This is a genomic window from Saliniramus sp. (assembly GCF_035311605.1).
Taxonomy (GTDB): domain Bacteria; phylum Pseudomonadota; class Alphaproteobacteria; order Rhizobiales; family Beijerinckiaceae; genus Saliniramus.
This window is the reverse complement of record NZ_DATGCW010000010.1, coordinates 1-4,066: the sequence shown is the minus strand read 5'-3', so window position 1 is coordinate 4,066 and position 4,066 is coordinate 1. Positions and strand designations below refer to the sequence as shown.

General features: G+C 67.4%; 4 protein-coding genes. 1 reads left to right on the top strand and 3 read right to left on the bottom strand.

Features of this window, described 5'->3' with window-relative positions:
- Window positions 1-1,398: gamma-glutamyltransferase (locus tag VKP01_RS00580; protein WP_324409700.1), on the top strand; the 1,398-nt coding region annotated here is incomplete at its 5' end.
- 7 nt (window positions 1,399-1,405) lie between these two features.
- On the opposite strand, the gene VKP01_RS00575 is transcribed toward VKP01_RS00580, so the two are convergent.
- The 3 genes from VKP01_RS00575 to mtnA form a co-directional block, all read right to left on the bottom strand.
- Window positions 1,406-1,972: an ureidoglycolate lyase gene (locus tag VKP01_RS00575; RefSeq protein WP_324409699.1), complete on the bottom strand. Its 567-nt coding sequence runs from the start codon at window positions 1,970-1,972 to the stop codon at window positions 1,406-1,408.
- A complete protein-coding gene (locus tag VKP01_RS00570; protein WP_324409698.1) occupies window positions 1,969-2,763 on the bottom strand; it encodes an N-acetylmuramoyl-L-alanine amidase in 795 nt (264 codons plus the stop codon). Before VKP01_RS00570 ends, VKP01_RS00575 begins: the two co-directional genes overlap by 4 nt.
- A 228-nt stretch (window positions 2,764-2,991) precedes the next feature.
- On the bottom strand, window positions 2,992-4,066 hold a 1,075-nt coding region (gene mtnA, locus VKP01_RS00565; RefSeq protein ID WP_324409697.1), incomplete at its 5' end, for an S-methyl-5-thioribose-1-phosphate isomerase.

The window sequence follows — 4,066 nt, the reverse complement described above, 5'->3', positions numbered from 1 at the left end:
CCGATCAATCTGAGCCTGTTCGGCCGTTGCCAGATACTCGGCCTCACGGGCGAACGCTTCTGGGCGATCGATGGCGCGAGCCGCGCGCCGTTGATCCTGCCCGAAGCGCAAGCGTGCGAGACCCGCAGTGGCTTTGCCGCCGTGCCCGTCCCCGGCCTGTTGCCGGCGCTCGACCGGGCCCATTGCCGGCATGGCCGGATACCGCTTTCGCAAATCATTGCGCCCGCGCGACGGCTTGCGGAGGAGGGGTTTGCGATCCCGCCTGCACTCGGGGCGATCTGGCAGGAAAAAGGCGCCGCGCTCGCCGCTGATCCCGGTGCGCGGCGTTTCTATCTGAAGTCTGACGGGACCCCCTACGGTCCCGGAGAGCGTTTCAGGCATCCGGCCCTCGCGCAGCTCCTGGGGGCCCTCGCAGATGATCTGCTAGCACTCGGACGTGACCGTGCCGAGCGGGAGGGGCTTGCACGGCGCATCGCGACATCCGGCGGGTTCGTCACCGCCGGGGATCTTGCGCAGGATGCGACCGGCGACGGCGAAATCCTTCATGGCGCCCTCGCCGGCCATGGCCTTGCAACAATCGGGCGTCAGGGCTGGGGGCATACGCTTGCGCAGATGGCCGCCATCGTCGAGGCCGGTCGGTTCGACCCTTCTGATCCGGATTTCGCCGAGCAGATCGCGCTCACATTGCTCTGCACGCTGGCCGACCGCCCCCAGGAAGTCGGAACGCTCACGCCGAAACCTTTCGGATTGCCGCTGGAGATGCTGTGTGATCCGGATTTCGCGCAGATGCGCGCGGCGCGGATCCGGCAACAGGTGCGTTCCCAGGATACCGGTGCGCGTCTCGTCGCGGCTTTCGGCGCGCCGGGCATACGCGCCGATCGCGATACGACGCATCTGAGCGTGGTCGACGCGGCGGGCAACATGGTCGCGCTGACGGGGTCGATCGGCCCGCATTTCGGCGCCGGCGTCGCCGATCCCGTGCACGGGGTGCTCTTTGCCCATTCCTATCGTATGGCGAGTGATCCGCGCGCGGGCGCGCGCGACGTCACCGAGATGACGCCGACCATCGTGACGGGTGCGGGCGGCCTGCGCCTCGCCATCGGTGCGGCGGGGAGCGAGCGGATACCCGGTGCGGTGATGCAGGTGCTGGTCGGGCGACTGATGCGCGGGCAGGGCCTGCGCGAGGCAGTGGGCGCGCCGCGTTGCAACTGGCTCGGCGGCGCCCTGCGGCTGCATGAGGGCCATCCCGAGGCCGATCGTCTGCGCGCGCGCGGCTATACGATCGTCACGAGCCCACGCGATCATCGCCGGCATCTTGGAATCGTCCAGGCGGTAGAACGCGACGCGACCGGCTGTGCCGGCGCGCCGGATCCCGCCTATGATGGTGCCGCCGCCTGAAGCAGCCTCACCCGGCCATGCGCAAGGTCGGCCAGCCCAGATCGGCGAGCGTCACGATGCGGCTCTCGCGGGCTTCGCTGCCATGCATGAGATGGCCGACGAGATCCTCCTGCGTCGAGCGGCGCGTCAGCATCAGGCAGATCGCCTCGCCATTCGGTGCAAGGCTCGCATGCCAGATCCCCGGCGCCATGCACAGGCCGGTTCCGGCGGGTACGAGGAAGGCGGTGAGGCTGTCCGGATCGGGCTGCTCCGGCTTGCCCGCGAGGCTGCGCCCGACGATATGGATGATCGGCGCGCCGGTCAGCGGCACCACGGCCTGCTCGGTGAACAGATGCATTTCGAGTCGTGTGATTTCCGGTCCGGGATTGCGGTAGCGCACCCAGATGAATTCCGGCGTGCCGCCAGCGGTGTCGAAATCATGCTCGTGACGGAAATCGGTGGCGGCTTCGTGCCAGGACAGGCGCTCGGGCGCTGCATCGGCGAAATCGATATCTCGGCCCAGCATGGTGCCATAGGGAGCGAAGGCTTCGGCTGTGGGTTGCTGCGGTGTCAGGGTCATGGTTTCGCGGGTCATGAGGAGACTCCCGGTCGGGCGCGGATGAGATTGCGCAGGGTGGTGATGGTCGAGGCATCGGCGACGCCGTCGATGCGCCCGGGCCGGAAATGGCGCTGGAAGGCGGTGACGACGGCATGGGTGCGCGGTCCGAATTCGCCGTCGATGGCAAGCGCATAGCCATACATGGCAAACATTGCCTGCAGCGCTTCGATTGGCTGGCCCGTCTCGCCCTGCGCGAAATAACGCCCGTCGATGATCGGCTCGGGCGCGACGAGATGCCCGATACCCGCTTCATGCAGCCGCGCCCAGGGAAACAACTCGCCGGGATCCTGCTTGCGCAACGGCGCCACGTCGGAATGGGCCAGCACGTTCTGTGGTGGAATGCGCCAGCGCGTGCAGATGTCGCGGGCCAAAGCGATCACCGCCTCGATCTGCGTCTCGGGGAAGGGCGGCAGCCCGCCGTCATGGCCGGGATTGGCGATCTCGATGCCAATCGAGCGCGAGTTGATATCGGTCGCGCGTCCCCAGGCGGCTTCCCCCGCATGCCATGCGCGGCGGCTCTCCGGGACGAGCTGGAGCACGCGGCCATTCTCGAAGACGAAATAATGCGCCGAGACCTGTGCGATCGGATTGCACAGCCATTGCAGCGCCTCGCCGCTATCGGGCATGCCGGTATAATGCAGGATCAGCATGTCGCAGGGCGCAGGCATTGCCGCCCTGCCATCGCCCGCATCAGGCTTGCGCTCGCCGTGATTGGGCGAGGGGAAGACCTTCGTGGCGACGGGACTTTCCGGACTTGGCAGGGACATGGCAACTCGTCGTCAGTTTCAAAATCTCCGGCAAGCGATAGGCGCCGCCGGGCGGCCTTGCAAGGGGCCGGGAGTGAGGGCAGTGAGATTGTTCTGCGCCATCAATGGCGGTCCTGCGCTTCATCACGCGGGTGCTTCATTGTGATGCGCCCCTCATTTCCAGCTCCTTTCCACAGGGAAAGGGGAGGCCAGGCGCGGCCTTCATGCGGCAGGGCACACGTGGTCGCGCTACTCCGCTGCCGCGCGGCGCTCCGGATAGAGGCCGAGCAGGCCCTCGTGGCTGGCCTCGCAGATGCCGCGCTCGGTGATCAGGCGGGTGACGAGGCGGGCGGGGGTGACGTCGAAGGCGGGGTTGCCCGCGGGCGAGCCCGGCGCCACGACGCGGATCGTCTCGATCGCACCGGAATCGGTCAACCCGGTAAGATGCGTAACCTCGCGCTCGGCGCGCTCCTCGATCTCGATGCCGCCCACACCGTCATCGATGGTCCAGTCGATCGTGGAAGCGGGTAGGGTGACGTAGAAGGGCACACCGTTGTCACGCGCCGCGAGGGCCTTGAGATAGGTTCCGATCTTGTTTGCCACATCACCGGTGGCCGTGATGCGGTCGGTGCCGGTGATGCACATGTCGACCTTCCCGTGCTGCATCAGATGGCCGCCGGCATTGTCGACGATCACCGTATGCGGTACGCCGTGGCCGCCGAGCTCGTAGGCCGTCAGCGCTGCGCCCTGGTTGCGCGGGCGGGTTTCGTCCACCCAGACATGAACCGGAATGCCCGCATCATGCGCCTGATAGATCGGCGAGAGCGCGGTACCCCAGTCGACGCAGGCGAGCCAGCCGGCATTGCAGTGGGTGAGGATATTGACGGGGCGCCCCGTCTCGCGATGACGCTCGGCGATCAACGTCATCGCATGGGCGCCGATCTGCCGGCACTGCTCGACATCCTCATCACACAACGCGGCCGCCTCGGCGAAGGCGCGATCCGCGCGCCTCGAGGGCGCAACGGCACTGAGGCATCGCTCCATGCGCGCGAGCGCCCAATGCAGGTTGACGGCGGTGGGGCGCGTCGCGGTCAGGCGGCGGATGGCGCCGGCAAGCGAGGCGTCGGAGGGATCGACGCGCATCTGCATGGCGACACCGTAGGCCGCCGTGGCGCCAATCAATGGGGCGCCGCGCACGACCATGGTGACGATCGCCTGAGCGGCTTCCTCCATGTCGCGAAGGCGCAACAATGCAAAGTCGAAGGGCAGCTTCGTCTGGTCAATGACCATGATGCCGTCGCCATCTTCTGCGGGAAAAATCGTG

Excerpts from the sequence above, each read along its gene's own strand:
- VKP01_RS00575 (WP_324409699.1), bottom strand. The coding sequence starts at position 1,972 with ATGACCCGCGAAACCATGACCCTGACACCGCAGCAACCCACAGCCGAA.
- VKP01_RS00570 (WP_324409698.1), bottom strand. The coding sequence starts at position 2,763 with ATGTCCCTGCCAAGTCCGGAAAGTCCCGTCGCCACGAAGGTCTTCCCC.